Source organism: Mucilaginibacter terrigena (assembly GCF_004168255.1).
In the GTDB taxonomy this organism is placed as follows: domain Bacteria; phylum Bacteroidota; class Bacteroidia; order Sphingobacteriales; family Sphingobacteriaceae; genus Mucilaginibacter; species Mucilaginibacter terrigena.
In genome coordinates this window covers 111816-134395 of the sequence record NZ_SEWG01000006.1, presented here as the reverse complement: position 1 = coordinate 134395, position 22580 = coordinate 111816, and the positions used below count along the sequence as shown (strand labels likewise).

General features: G+C 46.1%; 18 protein-coding genes. 11 read left to right on the top strand and 7 right to left on the bottom strand.

The features are described from left to right. Positions 1–24: 24 nt before the first annotated feature. From EWM62_RS15660 to EWM62_RS15645, 4 genes are all read right to left on the bottom strand, one after another. Positions 25–495, bottom strand: coding sequence for an FKBP-type peptidyl-prolyl cis-trans isomerase (locus EWM62_RS15660; protein WP_129877620.1), 471 nt, complete (start codon positions 493–495; stop codon positions 25–27). A 23-nt stretch (positions 496–518) separates the two neighbouring features. Beyond that, complete coding sequence (aspS, locus tag EWM62_RS15655) at positions 519–2273, bottom strand: aspartate--tRNA ligase (protein WP_129877619.1); 1755 nt, start codon at positions 2271–2273, stop codon at positions 519–521. A gap of 150 nt (positions 2274–2423) precedes the next feature. Continuing rightward, positions 2424–2654 (bottom strand): type II toxin-antitoxin system RelE/ParE family toxin, encoded by a 231-nt coding sequence (locus EWM62_RS19810; protein WP_162499856.1) that lies wholly within the window; start codon positions 2652–2654, stop codon positions 2424–2426. A gap of 46 nt (positions 2655–2700) precedes the next feature. Continuing rightward, entirely contained in the window at positions 2701–2937 is a 237-nt protein-coding gene (locus EWM62_RS15645) for a hypothetical protein (RefSeq protein WP_129877618.1), read from the bottom strand. Positions 2938–3281: 344 nt separating this feature from the next. Here EWM62_RS15645 and EWM62_RS15640 point away from each other — a divergent pair, with 344 nt between their 5' ends. The 5 genes from EWM62_RS15640 (at position 3282) to EWM62_RS15620 (ending at position 10171) form a co-directional block, all read left to right on the top strand. Further along, positions 3282–5747, top strand: a complete 2466-nt coding sequence (locus tag EWM62_RS15640) for a TonB-dependent receptor (protein ID WP_129877617.1) — start codon at positions 3282–3284, stop codon at positions 5745–5747. Between the two features lie 3 nt (positions 5748–5750). Next, positions 5751–6356, top strand: a complete 606-nt coding sequence (gene pnuC / locus EWM62_RS15635; protein WP_129877616.1) for a nicotinamide riboside transporter PnuC — start codon at positions 5751–5753, stop codon at positions 6354–6356. A 66-nt stretch (positions 6357–6422) separates the two neighbouring features. Then, positions 6423–7517 carry an acyl-CoA dehydrogenase family protein gene (locus EWM62_RS15630; protein WP_129877615.1) on the top strand — a complete coding sequence of 365 codons (1095 nt, stop codon included), beginning with the start codon at positions 6423–6425 and terminating at the stop codon, positions 7515–7517. Positions 7518–7604: 87 nt separating this feature from the next. Then, positions 7605–9260, top strand: coding sequence for an alkaline phosphatase PafA (gene pafA, locus EWM62_RS15625; RefSeq protein ID WP_129877614.1), 1656 nt, complete (start codon positions 7605–7607; stop codon positions 9258–9260). 287 nt (positions 9261–9547) lie between these two features. Beyond that, complete coding sequence (locus EWM62_RS15620; RefSeq protein ID WP_129877613.1) at positions 9548–10171, top strand: thiamine phosphate synthase; 624 nt, start codon at positions 9548–9550, stop codon at positions 10169–10171. 35 nt (positions 10172–10206) lie between these two features. Here the strand turns inward: EWM62_RS15620 and EWM62_RS15615 are convergent, their stop codons facing one another. Further along, positions 10207–10722, bottom strand: coding sequence for a GNAT family N-acetyltransferase (locus EWM62_RS15615; protein WP_129877612.1), 516 nt, complete (start codon positions 10720–10722; stop codon positions 10207–10209). Positions 10723–10798: 76 nt separating this feature from the next. Here EWM62_RS15615 and EWM62_RS15610 point away from each other — a divergent pair, with 76 nt between their 5' ends. The 5 genes from EWM62_RS15610 (at position 10799) to infB (ending at position 18560) form a co-directional block, all read left to right on the top strand. Continuing rightward, entirely contained in the window at positions 10799–13168 is a 2370-nt protein-coding gene (locus tag EWM62_RS15610; RefSeq protein WP_129877611.1) for a prolyl oligopeptidase family serine peptidase, read from the top strand. Between the two features lie 77 nt (positions 13169–13245). Next, on the top strand, positions 13246–13665 hold the full coding sequence (locus EWM62_RS15605) for a hypothetical protein (RefSeq protein ID WP_129877610.1): 420 nt from the start codon (positions 13246–13248) through the stop codon (positions 13663–13665). 138 nt (positions 13666–13803) lie between these two features. Continuing rightward, positions 13804–14268 carry a ribosome assembly cofactor RimP gene (rimP, locus tag EWM62_RS15600; protein ID WP_129877609.1) on the top strand — a complete coding sequence of 155 codons (465 nt, stop codon included), beginning with the start codon at positions 13804–13806 and terminating at the stop codon, positions 14266–14268. 3 nt (positions 14269–14271) lie between these two features. Continuing rightward, positions 14272–15507, top strand: a complete 1236-nt coding sequence (gene nusA / locus EWM62_RS15595; RefSeq protein WP_129877608.1) for a transcription termination factor NusA — start codon at positions 14272–14274, stop codon at positions 15505–15507. 59 nt (positions 15508–15566) lie between these two features. Then, positions 15567–18560 (top strand): translation initiation factor IF-2, encoded by a 2994-nt coding sequence (gene infB / locus EWM62_RS15590; RefSeq protein WP_129877607.1) that lies wholly within the window; start codon positions 15567–15569, stop codon positions 18558–18560. 234 nt (positions 18561–18794) lie between these two features. On the opposite strand, the gene EWM62_RS15585 is transcribed toward infB, so the two are convergent. Then, positions 18795–20093: an ammonium transporter gene (locus tag EWM62_RS15585; RefSeq protein WP_129877606.1), complete on the bottom strand. Its 1299-nt coding sequence runs from the start codon at positions 20091–20093 to the stop codon at positions 18795–18797. Positions 20094–20739: 646 nt separating this feature from the next. Then, positions 20740–21846, bottom strand: coding sequence for a DNA polymerase IV (gene dinB, locus EWM62_RS15580; protein ID WP_129877605.1), 1107 nt, complete (start codon positions 21844–21846; stop codon positions 20740–20742). 140 nt (positions 21847–21986) lie between these two features. Between dinB and EWM62_RS15575 the strand changes: the two genes are divergently transcribed. Then, positions 21987–22556 carry a thiamine pyrophosphokinase gene (locus EWM62_RS15575; protein ID WP_129877604.1) on the top strand — a complete coding sequence of 190 codons (570 nt, stop codon included), beginning with the start codon at positions 21987–21989 and terminating at the stop codon, positions 22554–22556. Positions 22557–22580 lie beyond the last annotated feature (24 nt).

Sequence of the window (22580 nt, the reverse complement as noted above, 5' to 3'; positions counted from 1 at the left end):
AAGTTTAATTATAAATTATATTGCTTAGTTGATTCCCAAAATATCAATGGTAAATACCAATACCGAATTTGCCGGAACTTTTTCGCCCGGCGAACTGTTGCCATAGGCCAATGCCGATGGTACAATAAGAAGCATACGCCCCCCAACCTTACCATGTAACAACCCGGTTTTCCATCCTTTAATAATGCTGCCGCTTAAATTTACCGTAAGCCCTGTTCCGGCGTCAAACTGTGCTCCGTTAAGTAATTTGCCAACATAGTTTACGGTAACCGTTTGGCTTGCTGTTGGATACGAACCTGTGCCTTCTGTAATTACCTGGTAGTAAACTCCACTGGCATCTTTGGTAGCATCAATGCCGGGGTTTGCCGTTAAAAAAGCTTGTATCGCTGTTTCGTCTTTTGCGGCCTGTGCGGCGGCATCAAACGGCGCTTCATCTTTTTTGCACGAGGCGAAAGCAAACAGGAATAAGCTTAGTATCAGGAAATGTTTTTTCATAATTTATATAGATACGCAGAAAGTTACGCGGGTGATACAGTTGTTTTGATTTTTAGTTCATTTAATTGCGCATCGGCTATGGTTGATGGCGAATCGATCATCACATCGCGGCCCGAATTATTCTTAGGGAACGCGATCACATCGCGGATAGAATCTAACCCGGCGAAGATAGACGTTAACCTGTCGAACCCGAACGCGATACCGCCATGCGGAGGCGCGCCGTATTCAAAGGCATCCATTAAAAAGCCAAATTGTTTTTGCGCTTCTTCGGGCGAAAAGCCCAGGTGCTTAAACATTAGTGCCTGCAACTCACGGTCGTGGATCCGGATAGAACCACCACCAATTTCGGTACCGTTGATAACCAGATCATACGCATTGGCGCGTACGTTCTTAGGGTCGGTGTCCAGCAGGGCGATATCCTCGGGCTTTGGCGAAGTGAACGGGTGGTGCATGGCGTGGAAACGGGAAGTTTCCTCGTCCCATTCCAATAACGGAAAATCCAGCACCCAAAGCGGCGCGAATTTATTTTTATCGCGCAGGCCCAAGCGGCCGCCAATTTCTAAGCGCAGCTCATTTAGTTGCTTGCGTACCTTATCGGTTTCGCCGGCTAATATTAAAATTAGGTCACCTTTTTCTGTTTCAAAAGCGGCACTCCATTTAGCCAGTTCTTCTTCGTTGTAAAATTTATCTACCGATGATTTAAGGGTACCATCTTCGTTATGGCGGGCATAAATTAGGCCGGTAGCGCCAATTTGCGGGCGTTTCATCCACTCGGTAAGTTCGTCAATTTGCTTGCGGGTGTAACCTGCGCAACCTTTTGCATTGATACCAACAACAAGCTCGGCATTATCAAAAATGCTGAAACCTTTACCTTTAACCACATCGTTCAGTTCCACAAACTGCATCCCAAAGCGGGTGTCGGGCTTGTCAGAACCATATAAACGCATGGCATCGGCGTACTGCATGCGCGGGAAATCGCCAAGCTCAAGTCCTTTAACAGTGCTGAACAAATGGCGGGTCAATCCCTCAAAAATATTCAGGATATCCTCCTGGGTGATGAACGACATTTCGCAGTCTATCTGCGTAAACTCCGGCTGCCTGTCGGCGCGCAGGTCCTCGTCCCTAAAACATTTTACGATCTGAAAATAACGGTCGAACCCGCTTACCATCAGCAGTTGCTTGAATGTTTGCGGCGATTGCGGCAGGGCGTAAAACTCGCCCGGGTTCATGCGGCTTGGGACCACAAAATCGCGCGCACCCTCAGGTGTCGATTTGATCAATACAGGGGTTTCCACCTCTATAAAATCTAATCCATCCAAATACTTACGGATCTCTTGAGCCATTTTGTGACGCAAAACAAGATTGTTGCGGATAGGGTTACGGCGCAAGTCCAGATAGCGGTATTTGGCACGCAGTTCCTCGCCACCGTCGGTCTCATCTTCTATTAAGAACGGAGGGATCTTGGCAGCATTCAATATTTCAAGTTCGGTTATGGTAATTTCTATTTCACCGGTCGATATTTTTGTGTTTTTATTAGAACGCTCAACCACGGTGCCTGTTACCTTAATAACAAACTCGCGGCCCAGCTGCTTACCGGCTTCGCGCAGGCTGGCATCAGTATCGGTATTTAAAACCAGTTGGGTTAAACCATAACGGTCGCGCACATCAATAAATGTGGTTCCCCCCAGGTCGCGCGATTTTTGCACCCATCCGCAAAGGGTTACCGTTTCACCTAAATTGCTGATATTTAATTGCCCGCAGGTGTGTGTTCTAAGCATAATTCCTTTTGTTAAAAGTTTGCAAAAGTACTGTTTTTTGAGATATGAGATAGGAGATTTGAGTATTGAGATGGAAGAAATTAGAAATTTGCTCTAAATCAACCGGTAGGTTTACAAATTTACTTAACAAAGGGAGATAGCGATCAACGGTTATAGGTCTAACTTTTTTGGCGCCCTTCTGCTATCCAAAACAGTTAAAATTTCTATTGCGTCATCCATTGTGCGGTAATAGATAAGATAATCGCGAATGATTTTGATTCTCACTAACGGGAAGTCGGTTGGCTTACCTATTTCAGGGGAGATGGCTATAATGTCAAAGCTTTCTTTAAATAATTTATCGAGCTTTATGCTATAGGCGTCGACTTGTTTCTTGCCTTCCAATATTCTAAAACTTCAACCCACTGTTGTAAAGCTATGGTAGACCACTTTATCTTCCTAAGCATTTATCAATAGTTCTATTTGCCTCTGCTTCTGATACAAACAATCCACTTTCAATTTGTGCAATGCCTTCTTTCACCGCTTCAAACTCTTCAGGATTTAGTTTATAAATCTCATCTGCAAATAATTCTAAATTTACTAACCGCGAGATTTGGTTTAACAATTCCTCGTCGTTAGTTGTGCCTATTTTAGCTATTAGCTTTTCCTTCAATTCAACTCTGGTCATTTCGATAATTGCTTTTAACAAATTTACATATCCTATTTAGTAAAATCGATATAAGGCGTCTAAAATCCGAAATAACGTATATCTTTGCCCTATAATTCTCAAGGGGTGCCTTGCTTTGAGCAATCAAACTGAAAGACAGGCTGAGATCAAACCCATTATTTAAGTCCGGAGTATAAAGCTCTTGGTCTTAAGTCAAATGCGACTTTGGACTAAAAACTTACGACTACAGACTTAAATATGCACCTGATCCGGGTAATGCCGGCGTAGGGAGAGGTAACAAGTTAAGTGTACTGCCATTATACCCTGGTGAGCAGATGGTTTAACTAATTTATTGTTTAACAAATTTGAAAAATTTACTTACGGCGCTTATCGCCCTGCTGCTGCCTGTCCTGGCATCGGCCCAGTTTTCCATCAGCGGAAAGATCACCAATCAAGCCGGCGAGGCACTGCCCGGCGCAACTGTAACCATTACAAACCCTGCGGTTAACACCCAGGCCGATGTAAAAGGCAATTACCAAATTACAAGCCTGCCAAATGGCAGCTACACCATTAAAGCCAGCTATATTGGCTACCAAACCACTACCCAAACCATTGCTTTAAACGGCAACCGGGTAATTAACTTCTCGCTTACAAACGCCACGTTCAGCGCCGAAGAAGTTACCGTTACGGCCACCCGCGCGGGCAAAAACTCGCCAACGGCGTTTACCAACCTGAGTAAGAAAGACCTGCAAAAAAACAACTACGGGCAGGACCTGCCGTACATGCTGGCCCAAACACCATCGGTGGTGGTAAGTTCTGACGGCGGTACCGGCATTGGCTATACCGGCATCCGCATCCGTGGCAGCGATGGTACGCGGATCAACGTTACAGTTAACGGCATCCCGCTGAATGATGCCGAAAGCCAGGGCTCGTTCTTTGTGAACCTGCCCGATCTTACCTCATCGGTTAACAATATCCAGGTACAGCGCGGCGTGGGTACATCAACCAATGGGGCCGGGGCATTTGGCGGTAGCATCAACATCCAGACCGCCACCCGCCGCGATACCGGCTACGCCGAAATCAACACCAGTGCAGGATCGTATGGTACCGTAAAGAATACGGTAAGCGTGGGCTCGGGTTTATTAGGCGGGCATTTTAGTGTGGATGGCAGGCTATCGAGGATCCGGTCAGACGGGTACATCGACAGGGCATCGTCAAACCTGCAATCGTTTTTTGTGAGCGCGGCTTATTACGGTAAAAACAGCACGCTTAGGGCCAATGTATTTGCGGGTAAAGAACGTACCTACCAGGCCTGGAACGGCATCCCCGATTATATTATCGGCGATAACACCCTCCCCAATAACCGCACGTATAACGAACTTGGCCTGATGCCCGATGGCAGTTATTATAAGGACCAGGTAGATAATTACCAGCAGAACCACTACCAGTTGCTGTACGATCAAAAACTATCGGATAAACTCTCCTTTAGCGGGGCCCTGCATTATACCAAAGGCAAAGGATATTACGAGGAATTTAAGGACGACGAAGCAGTAGAAGATTACGGCCTTACCCCGGTAGTTATTGGCGGCACCACCATCAGCAATACCGACATTGCCCGCCGCCGCTGGCTTGATAACGACTTTTACGGCATTACTTACGCCTTAAAATACCTGCCGCAAAGCAACCTTAACTTTACTTTGGGCGGCGCTTATAACCGTTACACCGGCGCGCATTTTGGCAATATTATTTATACAAGGGAAAGTGCGGGCATACCGCCAAATTACGAGAACTACCGCGATGATGCCAAAAAGAACGATTTTAACATTTTTGGCCGCGGCGAATACAAAGTAGGCGATGTAACCCTTTTTGCCGATCTGCAGTACCGCCGGATAGACTACTCGTTCTTGGGGTTCGACAGGAACTTGAACAACGTACAGCAGGATGCCAAGCTTAACTTCTTTAACCCTAAAGCGGGCATAACTTACGAGTTTGATGAGCATAATAATATCTACGCATCCTTCGCGGTAGGCAACCACGAGCCCAACCGCGATGATTACACCAACTCTACCCCGGCCAGCAGGCCCAAGCCCGAAAACCTTAAAGATTTTGAGGTAGGTTACCGTACCAGCGGCGATGTATTTAAGGGGGGCATTAATGCCTTTTACATGCTTTACAAAAACCAGCTGATATTAACAGGCGCCTTAAATGATGTAGGCTCGGCAACACGCATTAATGTTGACAATAGTTATCGGGCCGGTATTGAAGTTGACGGCAATGTTAAAATAACTAAACAGCTTAGCTGGGCTGCCAATGCCACCATCAGCACCAACAAGATCAAAGACCTGACACTTTCATTAGCCAGCTACGATGATGATTACAATCCGCTAACCCCGGTAACACAATCGTTCAAAAAAACAGATATTGCTTATTCGCCCTCGCTGATCGTTGGGAGCGAGATCGTTTATTCGCCCGTAAAAAATGGCAGCATTGCCTTTGTAAGTAAATATGTGGGCAGGCAATATTTGGATAATACAGCAAATGTTAACCCTGCGGGTATCTCAACTTCGCCTGATGTGGCCGATAACCCATACGCGGTTAACCGCCTGCTGAGATCGTATTTTGTAAACGATGTAAGGCTGAGTTATAGTTTCAGCACCAAGGCCATCAAAAACATTGGTTTAGGGTTGTTGGTGAGCAACGTTTTTAGTAAAAAATACGAAGCAAACGGTGCCACCTACCCCGAGGTGGATAGCGGCACGCTGGTTAACTATAACTACTATTTCCCGCAGGCAACGCGCAACTTTTTGGCATCTGTTAGCTTAAGCTTTTAAGTTATGCAAAGCTGGATAGCCTTATTTATAGATCAGGTAAAAGCAACCACCTTGCTGGAATGGCTGGCCGTTATATTTGGCGTGGCCGAAGTAATACTGGCAAAAGCAAATAAAGTGTGGCTATACCCAACGGGTATAGTCGCTACTTTAATTTCTATTTATCTGCTGCTCAATATCGGGCTGTATGCCGAATGCCTGCTTAACGGCTATTACATAGTAATGAGTTTTTACGGCTGGTACTACTGGATAAAAAAGCGCGACCAGCCCGCCGTAAAAGTAAGCTATGCCAACCGGCAGGAATGGATAATTACCCTGCTTATTGTTTTTGGGGGATGGGGCGTTTTGTACCTGGTGCTTGTCAGCTTCACTCCCTCAACCGTGCCGGTTTGGGATGCCTGGGTATCGTCGACAGCGTGGGCAGGGATGTGGCTTTTAGCCAGGCGCAAAATAGAGAACTGGGTATTGCTTAACGTAAGCAACCTGTTTGCCATTCCCCTGTTTTATCATAAAAACCTGGCGATGTTTGCCGTGCTTACCGTTATCTTATTTATAGTAGCTGTGTTTGGGTATTTTGAGTGGCGGAAGATAGCGGAGCCCCTAACCCCCTGAAGGGGGAACAGGATTTTAATGGTTTAAAAACTTCTTTGCCGGCTGGCGGAGGTCGGGAGGCATAATATGGAAAACATTAAACATCCGTCGGCCCTGCTAAAACCCGGGTGGGTAGATCTCATCAGGGATAATGCCGCCGAGGCAGAAGGGCTGGGCAAACTACATCCCGCCCAATTGCAGTTGGTTTATGAGCAGCAATGGTTTAATTTATTGGCGCCTGCCGTTTACGGCGGGTTACAAACGCCACTTCCCGACCTGATAAAAACAGAAGAGGCCCTAAGCTGGGCCGATGGCAGCCTGGGTTGGGTAGTAACACTATGCTGTGGTGCGGGCTGGTTCGGTGGTTTTATCGATCCGGATATCGCGCAGCAGATCTATAGCGATAAACAAGCCTGCGTGGCAGGCAGCGGCGCGGCTACAGGTAGGGCAACCCAATCCGGCGACGGTTACATCATCAATGGGAACTGGAAATATGCCAGCGGTGTGCATCATGCTACTTATATAACAGTTAATTGCAATATAATGTATGGCGATATGCCGGTTTTAGATGTAGACGGCAACCAGTTGATATTACCTTTTGTATTAAACAGGAAAGATGTGCAGCTACTATCCGGCTGGAAATATATGGGGATGGTAGCCACGGGCAGCGATGCCTATTCGGTTACTGATTTGTATGTAGATAAAAACCGCTGCTTTAAAATTGATACGGCTTCGGCGGTGATAGGTTCAACCTTATACACCTACCCCTTCCTGCAACTGGCCGAGGCTACGCTGGCGGCAAACCTATCGGGTATGGCGGTGCATTTTATCGATCTTTGCGGGCCTGCGTTTGAAAACAAGGCAACAAATATCCGCCGGGTAAACCGGGCAAATGTCGCGGTAATGGATGAAGCCCTGCAATCGGCAACTGCCCTGCTCAACCAGGCAAGGGCAAGTTTTTTCGAGGCTGTAGAAGCTTCGTGGAATAACCCCCGGGATGCAGCGTTATTAAAAGCGGTAAGCCATACCAGCCGCGTTTTGGCAAAAATATCGCGCGAAAGCGTAGATGAATTGTACCCTTATTGCGGCCTTTTAGCGGCATCGCCCGATACCGAAATTAACCGGGTTTGGCGCGACCTGCACACCGCCAGCCAGCACAGTCTGCTTACTTTTTTAGATTAGTTTCGCCGGGTTGTTTAAATAAAGTAACACAAATATCACATAGTTTATACATTGCAATAATGATATTTGCTTTTTGATACCTACGCTATGAAAATAAAAACACTGCTTACGCTAACCTTTGCTACCGCTGTATTTAGCTTATCGGCACAAAATAAAAAAACTTTAACTGCAACTGGTACTACGCTTCCCCGCCCCAAACTGGTAATAGGTTTTGTAGTCGACCAGATGCGCTGGGACTACCTGTACCGGTATTACGACCGCTACCAAAGCGGTGGTTTTAAAAGGATGCTTAATGAAGGGTTTACCTGCGAAAACACACTTATCCCATATATCCCTACAGTTACCGCCATAGGCCATTCTTCTGTATATACCGGTTCGGTACCTGCCATACATGGTATAGCCGGGAACGATTTTTTTGATATGAAAACGGGCAAACCGATGTATTGTGCAGGCGATAGTACGGTTAGATCTGTAGGAAGCGATTCAAAGGCGGGGCAAATGTCGCCGCGCAATTTGCTGGTTACTACCGTAACCGACGAGTTGAAGCTGGCTACCAACTTCCGCTCAAAAGTAATCGGCATAGCGCTAAAAGACCGTGGTGGTATTTTGCCCGCAGGCCACTCGGCCAACGCGGCTTACTGGTTTGACGACGCCAACGATGCCTGGATCAGCAGCACTTATTATATGACGGAACTCCCCGCCTGGCTTAAAACACTTAATGCCGGCAAGCCTGCCGAAAAATACCTGAAGCAGGATTGGAACACCCTTTACCCAATAAACACTTACGTGCAAAGCGCGCCGGATAACAGCCCCCGCTACGAGGGGAAATTTAACGGCACTGATGCGCCAACACTTCCTGTAAAAACATCAGCGCTGTATAAAGATAACGCGGGCATCATCCGATCTACCCCATACGGTAACACCATGACGCTGGAACTGGCCAAAGCTATTGTCGATAACGAGAAGATGGGGGCAAATACAGTTACCGATTTCCTGGCTGTGAGCCTGTCATCAACAGATTATGTTGGGCACCGGTTTGGTCCAAATTCGGTTGAGGTGGAAGATACCTACCTGCGTTTAGATAAAGACCTGGCCGCCTTTTTCACCTATCTTGATGCTAAGATCGGCAAAGGCAATTACAGCGTTTTTCTTACGGCAGACCATGGCGGCACGCCAAACCCCAATTTTTTAACCGACCATAAGATCCCGGCAGGTGCCTGGAACAGCGGCAGCTTACGCACCCGGTTAAATAAAATGCTCGAGGAAAAATATAAGGCAGCCAATTTGGTGCTAAGCCTTAATAATTACCAGGTAAGTTTTAATAACCCCGCCATTAAAAAAGCCGGCATAAGCGGTGATGCTATTAAAGTTGATTGTATACAGCTTTTGCAGCAGGAACCCGAAGTTGCATTTGCTGTAGATATGCAAAATGTACAGGCGGCCAGCCTGCCCGACGGGCTAAGGTCCCGGATCCAGAATGGATACAACCCCGACCGCAGCGGCACTATCCAGATCATATTAAAACCGGGATGGTACGGCGTGGGCCAAACAGGCGCCGGCCATGGTACCTGGAGCCCGTATGATACGCACATCCCGCTGTTGTTTATGGGATGGGGGATAAAACATGGCAGTATAAGCCGCGAAACCCGGATGACCGACATTGCACCTACAATATCCCAGCTTTTACATATCCAGGCGCCCGATGGTAATATTGGTACCGCCATTGGCGAGGTGTTGAAATAGAGAGATTAGTGATTTGAGGTTAGAGATTAGGTAAGCCTGTCAACCTGAGCTTGTCGAAGGCTTAGCCAATGTGCTAACAGTTCAGCATGCTCAATCGGTCATTGTGGGTTGTATAAAAATTTCCATGCATGTTGGTGGCGCTATATTGTCAGTATGTAAGCTCCCAAAAAACTGATTATTAGCATCTTGCAAAATATGCTGCATTTGTGCAAACGTGAACGTGAACATTTGTCGCCTTTTTTTTACTATAAGCCCTTTAACTATAAGCCCTTTGTCATACTAAATAAATGAAAAAATACATATCCAAATTCCACTACCTTACGCAGGACCTGCCCAACCGCAGCCACGCAGAGCAGGTACAAATAGCCTGCGAAGCCGGGGCTAACTGGATCCAGTACCGCTGTATGAGCAAGAGCGATGAGGAAATGGTTACAGAACTGCACCAGATCGCATCCATCTGTGATGACTGGGGCGCTACGCTCATCCTCGCCAACCACTACCATCTTTTAGATAAAGTAGACGCCCAGGGCGTACACATCGAAGATTTTGATGCCGATCTCGCCGCCATACGCGAAGCGATAACCGACGAAAAAACCTTAGGTGCATCAGCCACAAACATCCAAGCATTGCTGCGCGTACAAAACAGCGGCGTTGTTGATTATTGCGGATACGGCCCATTTGCCCATACCGATACCAAACCAAACGATAAGCCTTTATTGGGTTATGATGGTTACCGCCTATTGGAACGCCAACCCATAGATTTACCCGTAATTGCAGTAGGAGGAGTGCAGTTGAAAGATATTGAGCCGTTGCTGCAAACAAGCGTATATGGCATCGCGGTATCGTCGGCAGTTAATTTATCACTTGACCCGGGCGGGATGGTGAAGGAAATTTACAGGAAGATCTATTAATTAGAGATACTTCACTACGTTCAGTATGACAAGGGTTACTGCCTGTACGCTACATAAACATCCTCGCCCATAATCTCCCCGTTTTTAATTACTGTTTGTTTAAGTTCCGCTTGTTTTATGTACCCCGCTTTCTCCAGCACCCGCATTGATGCCGTGTTATTGCTGAAGATGAAAGCCATAATGCAAATGATATCAAAGTTGTTGAAGGCATAATCGGTCACCAGTTTAACCGCTTCGGTAATAATGCCGTTGCCCCAATATTGCTCGGCAAGCCAGTAACCTATCAGCGGCGATTTGCGGTAAACATCTGTCCTAAATTCCAGTCCGATGCCGCCGGCAGCTTCCCCGTTAATTTCTATAACGAAATTGGTTTTGGGTTCCTGTTTTAGCATCAGGCCTATAAATTCCTCCGCATCGGCCAATGTATACGGCGATGGGAACCTGTCGAGCAGGTAGGCTGGCACCTTTGGGTTGTTGGCGTGTTTTTGCAGGGATATTGCATCTGTAGCCTGCCAGTAGCGCAGTGTAAATTGGCTCCCCTTTATTTCCATTTTGTAACAATTAAAACGTTAAAAATAGTAATATTACCTAAACTGTTAACTTGCATCGTCTAACAGCAAATTTGTTATGAAAAAAAACCTTACCTTATTATTCCTTTGCATCGGTTTTGCCGCATCGGCACAAAAACTCGAAGTGCTCACCATTGAAAAAATAATGCGCGATCCTAAATGGATCGGCACATCGCCGGATAACATCCGCTGGAGCGACGACAGCAAAAAGATCTATTTTACCTGGAACCCCGACAAAGCCGAGCGCGATGAACGGTTCTATATCAGCCCAAACAATATTAAACCCCAAAAGGCAACCCTGGCCGAGCGTCGTGACATATTACCCGATAACGGTAAATGGAACAAAAAGCGTACGCTCAAAACTTATGAGAAGAACGGTGATATTTACCTGCTTGATGTGGCGTCGGGCAAAAGCATCCAGCTGACCAACACCACCGGGTACGAAAATAACCCAACCTTTAGCGGCGATGAAACAAGCATTGTTTTCACCAGCGAAAATAACCTGTACGCGCTAAAACTTAATAAAGGCGAACTAACCCAGTTGACCAACTTTGTTAAAACAGCAAACAGCGAAAAGAAACCGGCAAAGGATAACGAGCAATCCCGATGGCTAAAAAAACAGCAGCTGGAGTTGTTTGATATTATTAAAGTGAACGAGAAAGACCGCAAACTGGATTCTATAGAGCACAGCCAGTTTAAGGTGGCCAAATTAAAAGAGATAGCATTTGGCGATAAGCGTTTAAGCGGTGTACAGCTAAGCCCCGATGGCAGGTACGTTACTTACCGCCTTACCCAGCTTGCCGAGGGCGCTAAAAATACCATAGTGCCCGATTATGTAACCTCATCTGGATATACCGAAGATATCCCCAACCGTACCAAGGTGGGCGGCCCGCAGTCAACTTCCGAGAGTTTTATTTTCGACAGGCAGCGCGATAGTGTTTACAGCATCATCACCAAAGACCTGCCGGGGATAAAAGATATACCAGAGTACTTTAAAGACTACCCCAAAGAGCTGGAGGCCCGCAAAAAACTAAATGCCGACCGGAAAGTAGACATCAGTGGCCCTTATTGGAGCCCCGATGGTAGCTACGCTATTGTAAACGTAGATGCCCAGGATAACAAGGACCGCTGGCTGATGAAGTTGGACGCCGCCACAGGTAAGCTCACCCTGCTTGATCGCCAGCACGACGATGCCTGGATAGGCGGCCCGGGCACAGGCGGTTTCTTCGCCAACGGCAGTTTGGGGTGGACGGATAACACGCATTTCTTTTTCCAGAGCGAGGCCAGCGGCTACTCGCATCTTTACCTGGCCGATGTAGTGAGCGGCGAAAAAAAGCAACTTACCTCGGGCAAATGGGAGGTGCAAACACTGCACCTGTCAAACGATAAAAAAACATTTTATTTCACGGCCAATATCGAGCACCCGGGCATAACGCATTTTTACCGCATCCCGGTAACGGGCGGCCAGCCGGTTAAAATAACAGGGATGAAAGGCGGTAACGAAGTAGAACTTTCTCCGGATGAAAAATGGCTGGCCATCCGTTACTCGTACTCCAACAAGCCCTGGGAACTTTATCTACAACCTAATAAACCGGGGGCTAAAGCGGTACAGATAACCAATTCGGTAACCGAAGAGTTTAAATCGTACCCATGGCGCGAACCGGAGGTGATCAGCTTCAAAAACCGTAACGGCAAGGATATTTACGCGCGGCTGTACCAGCCCAAAAACCCCGACCCGGCCAAACCGGCCGTGGTATTTGTACACGGCGCGGGCTACCTGCAAAACGTGCATTACTGGTGGAGCACCTATTTCCGCGAATACATGTTCAACAATATGCTGGCCGATAACGGCTACACGGTTCTGGATATCGACTATACCGCCAGCTCGGGCTATGGCCGTGATATCCGTACCGGCATATACCGCCACATGGGCGGCGCCGACCTTACCGACCAGGTAGATGGCGTAAAATTATTGGTAGAAAAATATGGGGTTAACCCTAAACATGTGGGCCTGTACGGCGGCTCGTACGGCGGTTTTATAACTTTAATGGCCCTGTTTACCCAGCCCGATGTATTTGCCGCGGGCGGCGCCATCCGCTCGGTTACGGACTGGGCGCATTATAACCACGGGTACACATCCAACATCCTGAACGAACCTTTTACGGATGAGATAGCCTACCGCCAAAGCTCGCCCATTTACTTTGCCGATGGTTTAAAAGGCCATTTACTGATGCTTCATGGCATGGTTGACCAAAACGTGAATTACCAGGATATTATCCGGCTTACACAAAAGCTGATAGAACTGCATAAAGAAAACTGGGAGCTGGCATCGTACCCGGTAGAAGACCACGGCTTTGTACAACCCAGCAGCTGGACGGATGAGTATAAACGCATCTATAAACTATTTGAGGAAACGTTGAAGAAATAAAGGATTTTGCAGTCACCCGGCTGGAGCCGGGCGATGGCGTATCAGGACCGGGTTGAGTAAACTAATAAATAAAAAAAATGAAAAAGCTATCCTATCTGTTAGTCCTCCTTGCCCTTGCCTGCACCCCCGCAAAGCACCCGGCCGCGGTGCAGATCTCGCTAATAAATAATAAGCAATCCATCCAGCTAAAGGGGCTTGATTATGCCGTAATGCAGGATATCGCACGCGATACTTTAAACGATGTTTGGCAAAGCCTGGTGGCGGTTTATCGCATGCCTGCCGATACTGACCTGAAGAATTACCAGCCGGTACAGCCGGGCCGGTACCTGTTAAAAGACAGTGTTGTAGTTTTTACGCCCGACACCCCATTTGTAAAAGGCCAAACTTACTTTATACGAAATTACCGGCTTGGCGAGGGCGCAAAGCTGATAGATTATATAAAAGGCCGCTCCCAACCCGGCAAAACGCATTTTATTGATTTGATTTTTAAGCAATAAGCTTGTAAAAATCAAAAAAACATGCTATATTTGCATCTGAATTAAAAAAGAGGGGGCGTTTGTCCCCTCTTTTATTTTATCAATCAAATTATCATCCGCCCCGGCCACCTGTCGGGATACCGGGAAAAACATACGATAATGAATATTGAAAAAAGAACGACTGAACTGGTAGAGGAGAAAATTGCCGATATGCCAAACTTGTTTTTGGTGGATGTTAAAATGCATCCGAACGGTAAACTGATAGTGCTGGTTGACGGGGATAACGGGATAGGGATAGCTGATTGTGTTGCCATAAGCAGGCATGTGGGCTTTCACCTGGAAGAAGAGAATGTTATTGATACCCCGTACAACCTGGAGGTTTCATCGCCCGGCATTGATACCCCGCTAACATTAAAAAGGCAATATGCTAAAAACATCGGCCGCACGTTAGCAATAAAGATGGACGATGGCGCTAAGCGCGAAGGCGTTTTAAAAGAAGCCGGCGACGACCAGATCGTAATAGAAGAAACAATAAAAGAAAAAGGGAAAAAGGCTGTAACTGTTGAAAGCACCATCCCGACAGATAAAATAACAGAAACAAAAGTTTTAATATCATTCAAGTAGAAGATGAGCAATATTAATTTAATTGATTCTTTTCAGGAATTTAAAGATTTCAAGAACATTGACCGCCCAACCATGATGAGCGTTCTGGAAGACGTTTTCAGAAGCATGATCAGGAAAAAATACGGCACTGACGAGAATTGTGACGTAATTGTTAACACAGACAATGGTGACTTAGAAATTTGGCGCACACGTGTGGTTGTTGAGGATGGCTTTAGTGAGGATGATGACCTGGAGGTTGAACTGGCCGAGGCCAAAACAATTGACGCTGACCTTGAAATTGGCGACGAGCAAATTGAACAAATCACGTTAGAGAGCTTTGGCCGCCGCGCGATACTTGCTGCACGCCAAACACTGGTATCAAAAATTCTTGAGCTTGAAAAAGACGAGATCTTCAAAAAATATAAAGACCGCGTTGGTGAAATTGTTACCGGCGAGGTTTACCAGGTTTGGAAAAAAGAAACTTTGGTGCTTGATGATGAAGGTAACGAACTTTTATTGCCAAAAACCGAGCAGATCCCTGCCGATTACTTTAAAAAAGGCGATAGCGTTAGGGCGATAATCAGCAAGGTTGATATGCTGAATAGCAACCCTAAGATCATTATATCACGTACAGCGCCCGAGTTTTTACAGCGTTTGTTCGAAATGGAAGTTCCCGAAATTTTCGACGGATTGATCACCATCAAGAAAATTGTACGCGAACCTGGCGAAAGGGCTAAAGTTGCGGTAGAATCGTACGATGACCGTATCGATCCGGTTGGTGCCTGCGTAGGTATGAAAGGGTCTCGTATCCACGGTATCGTTCGCGAGTTGAAAAACGAAAATATCGACGTAATAAACTTTACAAACAATATTCAGTTATACATACAGCGCGCCTTATCGCCCGCCAAGATCACCTCTATTAAGTTAGACGATGAGAAAAAAACTGCGGCAGTTTACTTAAAGCCCGACCAGGTATCGTTAGCGATAGGCCGTGGCGGCCATAACATTAAACTGGCCGGCAAGTTAACCGGTTACGAAATTGATGTTTACCGCGAGGCTGATGAGCATGACGAGGATGTGGATATCGAAGAATTCTCGGATGAGATTGATAGCTGGATACTTGACGAGTTTAAACGTATAGGCCTTGATACCGCTAAATCGGTACTGGCATTATCTGTTGGCGAGTTGGTAAAACGTACCGATCTGGAAGAGGAAACAATAAAAGATGTGTTATCAATTCTGCAGGCAGAATTTGAATAAACAGAATAACAAAAATTAAAATCGTATTTTTGCGATAATTAGCAGAGAAAATTTAATAAATGTCAGAAGACAAATCCATAAAATTAATAAAAGCAGTAAAAGAACTGAACATTGGTATGGGTACCATTGTCGATTTCTTAGCTTCCAAAGGCTACAAGGTTGAAAAGCAACCCATGGCTAAGCTGGATAACGATATGTACACCACATTGTTAAAGGAGTTTGCTGTTGATAAAATTATTAAGGAGGAGGCCAAGCAGATCAAGATCGGCAATATCCGCAAGGAGGAAGGTGTGCAAACACCCGAACGCCCTGCCGAGCAGCCGCGCCGTTCACGCGATTTCGAGAACGAAGAGATACTGATCAAAAACACCGGCCATTTTACTTCGGCGCAGGCTGAAAAGCCAAAACCGGCCGAGCCTGCAGAGGCAAAAGCCGACGAGCGCAGCAACGAAGCATTACCGGGTGTAAAGGTAATTGGTAAAATAGACCTTAATAACCTTAGTGCAAAACCACCGGTTGAAGAGAAAGCTGCACCTGTTGCAGAAACTCCGAAAGCGCCTGAAACTGCTGCAGAAAAACTTGCGCCAGTTGCCGAAGCACCAAAAGCAGCAGAGCCTGTTGCAGAGAAACCTGCACCAACGCCTGTAGTTGAAGCGCCAAAAGCCGCCGAACCCGTTGCAGAAAAAGCTGCACCTGTTGCCGAAGAGCCAAAAACCGCCGAGCCTGTTGCTGAAAAAGCAGCCCCGGCAGAAGCAGCCCCGGCAGCTGATGCCGATGTTACGGCAGATGGCGACGACGAGGTTATACGTGCAAGCGCCGAGCGTTTAAGCGGGCCAAAAATTATTGGCAAAATAACTTTACCGGTTAACCAGCCTAAACGTGGCGGCCCGGTAGCGTCATCATCAAATGCCGCGGGTAACGCTGCCGATCAAAAGCGCAAGCGCAAACGTAAAGACCAGCAAGGTGGTGGCGGGCAGGGTGGCAACACCGGCCAGCAGGCGCCGCCAAGCGGCACTATCAATCCAAACCGTCCCGATTTCAGGAACCGTCCGCCGGGCGCACCTGGTGGCGGTGGTAACCGTCCCGATTTTAGAGGAGGAAGGCCTGCCCCTGGCGGAGGCCCCAAAGAAGAACCTACAGAAAAGGATATACAAGACCAGATCAAGGCTACACTTGCACGCTTAAGCGGTGCGGGTAAGTCGGGTAAGTTTGCACAGCGTGCCAAATTCCGCCGTCAAAAGCGTGATGATGTTGCCGCGAATGCCGATGAACTGGCAATGGAGCAGGACGCGATGTCGAAAGTAATTAAGGTTACAGAGTTTGTTACGGCAAACGAATTAGCCTTGATGATGGACGTATCGGTAACACAAATTATCTCAACTTGTATGAGTTTGGGTATGTTTGTGTCTATTAACCAGCGTTTGGATGCCGAAACCCTTAGCATTGTGGCTGATGAGTTTGGCTACCAGGTTGAGTTTGTAAAACCACAGGACGAGGAGTTTATCCTTGACCAGCCGGATGATCCGGAAGATCTTATTCCACGTGCACCTATCGTGACCATCATGGGCCACGTAGATCATGGTAAAACATCATTACTGGATTTTATCCGCAAAACAAACGTAATAGGCGGCGAGGCCGGGGGTATAACGCAGCACATTGGTGCTTACGAAGTTACTTTGCCGGGCGATAAAGGAAAAATTACCTTCCTGGATACACCGGGCCACGAGGCGTTTACCGCCATGCGTGCCAGGGGTGCACAGGTTACAGATATTGTTATCATTGTAATTGCTGCCGATGACAGCGTGATGCCACAAACCCGCGAGGCCATAAACCACGCGCAGGCTGCAGGTGCGCCTATCATCTTCGCTTTCAACAAAATTGACAGGCCGGGTGCTAACGCCGATAAGGTACGTGAGCAGCTATCAGCCATGAATATTTTGGTTGAAGAGTGGGGCGGTAAATACCAAACACAAGAGATCTCGGCTAAAACCGGTTTAAATATCGAACTATTATTAGAGAAGGTATTGCTTGAAGCAGAATTGCTTGAACTGAAAGCTAACCCTAACAAACGTGCCGTAGGTACAGTAATAGAAGCAGCCTTAGATAAAGGCCGTGGTATAGTTACTACCATACTGGTACAATCGGGCCGACTTAAAGTGGGCGACCCGATATTAGCCGGTTGCTACAGCGGGCGTGTTAAAGCGTTAACAAACGAACGCGGCCAAAGGGTTGAATCTGCAGGGCCATCAACACCTGTACAGGTGTTGGGTATGCAGGGCGCACCTACGGCGGGCGATAAGTTTAACGTATTAGATAGCGAGACCGAAGCACGCGAAATTGCAAACAAACGTTTACAGTTACAACGCGAACAAGGTTTACGTACGCAGAAACACATTACACTTGACGAAATTGGCCGCCGTTTGGCAGTTGGTAACTTTAAGGAACTTAACATTATTGTTAAGGGTGACGTGGATGGTTCTATCGAAGCGTTATCAGATTCGTTACTGAAACTATCTACCGAGCAGATCCAGGTGAACATCATATCAAAAGCAGTTGGTCAGATCTCCGAATCCGACGTATTGCTGGCTTCTGCATCAGATGCCATCATCATCGGTTTCCAGGTACGTCCTTCGGGAAGTGCGCGTAAACTGGCTGAGGCCGAGCAGATAGATATCAGGCTTTACTCGATCATCTACGATGCTATCAACGAGATTAAATTGGCGATGGAAGGCATGCTTGCACCAACGTTTGAAGAGAAGATAGTGGCTAACGTAGAGATCCGCGAAACCTTCAAGATCAGTAAGGTGGGTACCATTGCAGGTTGTATGGTATTAGACGGTAAGATTACCCGTAACAGTAAGATCCGTATAGTTCGTGATGGTGTGGTAATTCATACAGGCGAGCTTGCTTCACTAAAACGTTTCAAAGACGATGTGAAAGAAGTTGGTACAAACTACGAATGTGGTTTGAACATCGCCAACTACAACAATATCGAAGTTGGTGATATCGTAGAAGCATACGAAAACGTAGAAGTAAAACGTAAATTAACCTAAGTGCTAAAGACGCGAAGTGTCGCGTATCTACTAAATATTTGAAAGGACGGCTATAAGCTGTCCTTTTTTATTTACCGCATAACTTACCCCACAAGCTGCTGCCGGGGAAAGAAGTATACATACTGTATTTGGCACGCTATTGAAAAGAGACACATGCGTTGGCGTTAAATCAAAAAAGGGATGCTTTCGCACCCCCTTTTCTTCGTTAATTAGTCAGTCAGTTATAGTTCGTTATTATAGTTCTTCGTCGTGTTGGGTTACATCTAAACCGGCAGCTTCTTCTTCAGCAGATACACGTAACGGGCTGATAAGATCTGTAACTTTTAGCAGTAAAAACGAACCCAGGAATGCAAACGCAGATACCGCTACCAACGCGATAATATGCTTTACAAATAAAGCGGTTTCGCCATAAGCTAAACCATCTGCACCGGCGCTGTTTACAGCTTTGGTTGCAAAGATACCGGTCATTAACATACCCACCATACCACCTACGCCGTGGCAAGGGAATACATCTAAGGTATCGTCAATATTGGTTTTGCTTCTCCAGATAACTACCAGGTTACTTACAACCGCCGCAACTATACCCACAACAAGCGAGCTTGATACAGTAATGTAGCCCGCAGCAGGTGTTACAGCAACCAAACCTACAACAGCGCCAATACAGGCACCCATAGCCGATGGTTTTTTACCTCTGAGGATATCAAAGAAGATCCACGACATGGCCGCAGCGGCAGATGCGGTAGTTGTTGTAGCCAATGCGGTAGCAGCAAGCTCGCCCGAGCCTAATGCCGAACCGGCGTTAAACCCAAACCAGCCAAACCAAAGCAAGCCTGTACCTAAAATTACGTAGCTGATACGTGCCGGGGTATGCGATTCTGATACCTCGTTACGTTTTTTAAGATATAATGCTGAGGCAAGTGCGGCCCAACCGGCAGACATGTGCACAACGGTTCCTCCGGCAAAATCAAGTACGCCCATTTTAAAGAACAGGCCTTCTGAATGCCAGGTTGCGTGGGCAAGCGGGATGTAGATAACAATGATGAACAGGGTAATGAAAATTAAATAAGAGTTGAAACGGATACGTTCTGCAAACGCACCGGTAATAAGCGCGGGAGTAATAACCGCGAATTTTAGCTGGAACATAGCAAACAGTATAACCGGGATAGTGCCCCATGATACACCTAAAGTGTTTTGCATCATAAAGAACGACTTAGGGTTACCAATTAGGCCCATGCCGCCAACATCAGTACCAAAAGCCATACTGAAACCAAACACCACCCATATAATGGTAATCAGCCCCATACAAACAAAGCTTTGCAGCATGGTAGATATAACGTTCTTTTTACGTACCATACCCCCGTAAAAGAAGGCGAGGCCGGGTGTCATTAACAATACCAGCGCGGTTGATATCAACAGCCAGGCAACATCAGCCTTATCAAATTCGGCAGGTTTGGCCGCCGCTACGTTACCCGGATACACAAGTGCCAGGATAACTACGATAACGAGGATTCCAAAGGGTACAATTTTTTTCATTGTTTTAGTTTAAGTGGGAATTTTAGTTAGTTAATTAATAGTCAGTATTAGTTGAGGTCAGTATATTTTGAGGGTGATCATTGATCAGCCCAGGACGTTCGCCAAACCGCATGGTGCGGAAACAGCATCAACCCGCTATGCAATCTTCGGGCCGATGCTGTGTAAATTAAATTGTGATTTAAACCATTTATATGAACTGTCGCGGTGTTTAGTAGTCGGTTTATAAGGCCTAATCTGTTTTCACAGCTCTTATATCGATTAAAAGAGGCAATTGCGGAGCTTTTAAGGATTAAAAGAATGTAATTATTGCTTTTTATCCAATTTACTTTAATAACCTTAACACTTTTTATAAAAAAGATAACAAAACAACTCGCTTTTATTGCAAAAAAGGTTATTAAATTTAAAATAAGTGATTTTACTTGCGATTTCATATGCTAAAATAACAACATTAAAATCATATTGTCAATAAAAATCAAATTATTTATAAATTTTATCAATAAATCATGTAATAACTAATGATATATATAACAACTTGCTTATAAATTACCTTTTTTAAATCAAAAATTTGGATTAAGTAAACTATTTTATAGAAAATCGCTAATAAAAAAAGGTTTACAATAAAATTTAATGCTTTTGCTTGTTTTTCTCAGAAATAAAACAAAGAAAGCTGATCTGTTTGCGGTTTTTGTCTAATTTCTACCGGTAAAAAATTAGAAACCGTTATTCCAAGCAATCTAATCCGGCTATTTTCAATATCAGTAGCAGCTAAAAGGGATTTAGAGGCATTTAATATCGTATCAAGGTCATCGATACAAAGGGGAAGCGACTGGCTGCGGGTGATTTGCCTGAAATCGCTGTATTTTATTTTGAGGGTAATGGTACGGCCTTTTAACTGGTATTTTAGCAGGCGATCGTGCACGGTTTTGGCAATTTTTTCTAACTCGGTATGCATTTCCTCAACCACGGTAAGGTCGTAGGCAAATGTATCCTCTGCACCCATCGATTTTGTTTCGCGGTGCGGCTGTACTTCCCTATCATCTATGCCGCGCACTATATTATAATAGAAACCTCCCGCCTTGCCAAAGCGGCCGGTCATTTCATCAAGCGTAAGCTTTTTCAGGTCGGCACCGGTAAACAGCCCCTGCTTCTTCATTTTTTCGGCGGTAACTTTGCCTACACCATAAAATTTCTCAACCGGCAGGTTTTCCATAAACGCTTCTATGGATGATGGGCCGATGAAGGTAAGGCCATCCGGTTTCTTAATGTCCGATGCGATCTTGGCTACAAATTTATTTACCGATACCCCTGCCGAAGCTGTAAGGTTAAGTTCATCCTTTATGGCCTGCTTAATCTGCTGCGCGATCTCGATGGCCGAGCCGATGTCCAGTTTATCGTTGGTAACGTCAAGGTAGGCTTCGTCTAACGACAGGGGTTCTATCAGGTCGGTATATCGCCCAAAGATCTCGCGGATCTTTTGCGACACCTCTTTATAAGCGGCAAACCTTGGCCTTACAAATATGGCGTGCGGACAAAGCTGCAGCGCCTGTTTTGATGACATGGCCGACCGGATGCCAAACTTGCGTGCTTCGTAGCTGGCTGTAGCAACAACGCCGCCACGCCCCTCGGGCAAGCCGCCTACCACCAGGGGTTTGCCGCGATATTCCGGAAAATCCCGCTGCTCAACCGACGCGTAAAAGGCATCCATATCAATATGGATTATTTTTCGCTTTATCTGTATCTCGTTTTCGGCCATTTTTCCTAAACTATAAGCCCCCCTCTAAATCTCCTCCGTTAGGGGAGGCTTTTTAAAAAGCCCTCTCCCTCGTAGAGGGGTTGGGGAGAGGCTAATTTAATTACCTTTGGCAAAATTACTTATCAGTATAATACATAATAATGTCTTCTCACCACATTGTACGCGAAAAGCAGGAACCCGCGCTGCTGGTGCTCGGCCTTAACACCTTCTCCGAAGAGTTACTGGGCCAGCTGCTGGAGTGGAGCCCTACGGTTATTACTACACCGCCGGTTGCCGAGCAAATAAACGCCTACGAAATAAAGATAGATATTATTATAGCGGATGAATTAGACAACGACCTGCAATCGGACGTGAAGCAAATACCGCAGGGCCAGGCAGGCCCGGTGGAAGCCGCGCTAAATTATCTTATCCAAAATGAATATAAAGCGGTCAATATCATTACAGACGACGTACAGTTAGCCGATTTTATACCCTTTGCCCACAAAATTAACCTGGTGATTTTTAGCGGCGGGCAAAAAACATACGCCATAAACCCGGGTTTTAGCAAATGGAAGCCGGCCGGCGAAATAATTCGCATCTTATCCCTATATTTAAACCTGCAAACCAGCGGGTTAGCGGCAATTGGCAAAAATACATTCATCACCACAAACGACGGCTTTATCAGTTTGAATTTTAACGGTGGTTTTATTTTTATATCCGAGGACATTTAATAGGATATGAGCCTGACATTGAGC

Excerpts from the sequence above, each read along its gene's own strand:
- EWM62_RS15660 (WP_129877620.1), bottom strand. The coding sequence starts at position 495 with ATGAAAAAACATTTCCTGATACTAAGCTTATTCCTGTTTGCTTTCGCC.
- aspS (WP_129877619.1), bottom strand. The coding sequence starts at position 2,273 with ATGCTTAGAACACACACCTGCGGGCAATTAAATATCAGCAATTTAGGT.
- EWM62_RS15645 (WP_129877618.1), bottom strand. The coding sequence starts at position 2,937 with ATGACCAGAGTTGAATTGAAGGAAAAGCTAATAGCTAAAATAGGCACA.
- pnuC (WP_129877616.1), top strand. The coding sequence starts at position 5,751 with ATGCAAAGCTGGATAGCCTTATTTATAGATCAGGTAAAAGCAACCACC.
- EWM62_RS15630 (WP_129877615.1), top strand. The coding sequence starts at position 6,423 with ATGGAAAACATTAAACATCCGTCGGCCCTGCTAAAACCCGGGTGGGTA.
- pafA (WP_129877614.1), top strand. The coding sequence starts at position 7,605 with ATGAAAATAAAAACACTGCTTACGCTAACCTTTGCTACCGCTGTATTT.
- EWM62_RS15620 (WP_129877613.1), top strand. The coding sequence starts at position 9,548 with ATGAAAAAATACATATCCAAATTCCACTACCTTACGCAGGACCTGCCC.
- EWM62_RS15615 (WP_129877612.1), bottom strand. The coding sequence starts at position 10,722 with ATGGAAATAAAGGGGAGCCAATTTACACTGCGCTACTGGCAGGCTACA.
- EWM62_RS15610 (WP_129877611.1), top strand. The coding sequence starts at position 10,799 with ATGAAAAAAAACCTTACCTTATTATTCCTTTGCATCGGTTTTGCCGCA.
- EWM62_RS15605 (WP_129877610.1), top strand. The coding sequence starts at position 13,246 with ATGAAAAAGCTATCCTATCTGTTAGTCCTCCTTGCCCTTGCCTGCACC.
- rimP (WP_129877609.1), top strand. The coding sequence starts at position 13,804 with ATGAATATTGAAAAAAGAACGACTGAACTGGTAGAGGAGAAAATTGCC.
- nusA (WP_129877608.1), top strand. The coding sequence starts at position 14,272 with ATGAGCAATATTAATTTAATTGATTCTTTTCAGGAATTTAAAGATTTC.
- infB (WP_129877607.1), top strand. The coding sequence starts at position 15,567 with ATGTCAGAAGACAAATCCATAAAATTAATAAAAGCAGTAAAAGAACTG.
- EWM62_RS15585 (WP_129877606.1), bottom strand. The coding sequence starts at position 20,093 with ATGAAAAAAATTGTACCCTTTGGAATCCTCGTTATCGTAGTTATCCTG.
- dinB (WP_129877605.1), bottom strand. The coding sequence starts at position 21,846 with ATGGCCGAAAACGAGATACAGATAAAGCGAAAAATAATCCATATTGAT.
- EWM62_RS15575 (WP_129877604.1), top strand. The coding sequence starts at position 21,987 with ATGTCTTCTCACCACATTGTACGCGAAAAGCAGGAACCCGCGCTGCTG.